Source organism: Enterobacter cloacae complex sp. XAL002, assembly GCF_049236805.1.
GTDB lineage: Bacteria > Pseudomonadota > Gammaproteobacteria > Enterobacterales > Enterobacteriaceae > Enterobacter > Enterobacter intestinihominis.
In genome coordinates, this window is the sequence record NZ_JBMKJN010000068.1 from 1 (window position 1) to 1,602 (window position 1,602).

At 45.5% G+C, this 1,602-nt stretch carries 2 protein-coding genes; one reads left to right on the top strand and one right to left on the bottom strand.

Annotated elements, in window-relative coordinates:
- A partial coding sequence (locus tag ACOT0L_RS23945; protein ID WP_421637282.1) for a nickel/cobalt efflux transporter occupies window positions 1-793 on the bottom strand: 793 nt, incomplete at its 3' end.
- A 122-nt stretch (window positions 794-915) separates the two neighbouring features.
- Between ACOT0L_RS23945 and rcnR the strand changes: the two genes are divergently transcribed.
- Window positions 916-1,188 (top strand): Ni(II)/Co(II)-binding transcriptional repressor RcnR, encoded by a 273-nt coding sequence (rcnR, locus tag ACOT0L_RS23950; protein ID WP_000019951.1) that lies wholly within the window; start codon window positions 916-918, stop codon window positions 1,186-1,188.
- Window positions 1,189-1,602 lie beyond the last annotated feature (414 nt).

A 1,602-nucleotide genomic window follows, 5' to 3' on the forward strand; every position in this document is an offset into this window, starting at 1 on the left:
TCCCGTCGAAGCGGCGTTTTATGTCATTGGCATGAGCCAGTTCGTGAGCGTCCTGATACTCTTTCGAATTCACATCCAGCCCATCAAGCTCAGAGTGGTCATGGTCATGGTCGTGTTCAGCGAACGCCACATCATAGTCATGGACATGACCACGATGTCCCAGAGACAGACGTACGTTGAAACTGTGAGGCTCAGGGATGGGAGATGTTGACTCCAGATAATCACCATGATCAACAAATTCAAAAGTCTGAGAGATCGTACTGTTTTCCCGAAGTGTGGTTAATGAGATATCTTCAGAAGCCCATCTTTGGCCACTAAGAGTGCGTAGCCGCCAGTGGGGAAGTTGTCCTTCTTCAAAAATGGACAGTTCAACTTTTCCATGGCCAGTATCGATCAACCTTGTTTCGTCATGGTGATGATGTTCATTCTCCTGCATTCCCTCCAGCCAGTTTTTCTCACCGCTCCAGGTTCGCCAGAACATCCAAAAAGCCGTACCAAGGATGATCACTGAAGAGACCATCTGTAGCCAGGGTTCGGCTGATTCTGCGGTAAATTTATTACTGATATACATCCCTCCAAAAGCAATCAGCCATACGACTGCAGTGTGCGACAATGTTGCCGCGACACCCAGCATCACGGCCTGACGTACGGTGCCTTTTATAGCAATGATGAATGCTGCCATCATTGTTTTGGAGTGCCCGGGCTCCAGTCCATGAAGCGCGCCAAGCAGAATGGCGCTGGGGATGAAAAACCATGCGTTGCCTTGCTGAAGAAGTGTCGTAAATTCGTTCATGAGAATCATTCTTGGTTATTAAGTGTAGGCCGGATTCTACTCCCCCCCAGTAAAATATACTACCCCCCAGTAGAATAACGCTGGTATAGTTACATAAAATATCCAGGAGAGTGAGAGCCCACATGTCACATACCATCCGCGATAAACAAAAACTGAAAGCACGTACAAGCAAGATCCAGGGGCAGGTTGCTGCGCTGAAAAAAATGCTTGATGAACCTCACGAATGTGCCGCTGTACTGCAACAAATAGCCGCCATACGTGGTGCCGTGAATGGTTTATTGCGTGAAGTGATTAAAGGACATTTGACTGAACATATTGTTCATGAAAGTGAAGAACAGAAACGAGAAGAAGACCTGGACGTTGTGCTGAAGGTTCTGGATTCTTACATCAAGTGACAGTTTGGCTAAAAGCCCTGAGCATTAATTTATCTAAATAACACGTTATCAAGTGACGGTTTTGGGCTGTTTGTAGCGGCATAGTGAGTTTGTTTAATCAATGAGCTTTAAGATGCCCCCCTTCATGCAAGGCAACGCGTACATTTCTGGTACATCTACTTCCCTTACTTTGCTCAGGGCAACCCACATTGTTAAAGCCTCTACTCGCTGACCATCAAAATCACCCAACGTCAGATAATGGAAAAAAATTTTGGATGACATTTTGAAACGTGTCCTCTGCTGTGAACGTCGAGAGATGCTACGCGAGAAAGGAGATGACCTACTTAGTATCCTGTTAAGTAGGTCTATCTGAAGAAGTAGACAACTTTAAAGTCTTTTTCATGTTAAAGGAGACAACTTTAATGTCTGTGTACA

Coding starts and splice junctions, on each gene's coding strand:
- rcnR (WP_000019951.1), top strand. CDS start 916: ATGTCACATACCATCCGCGATAAACAAAAACTGAAAGCACGTACAAGC.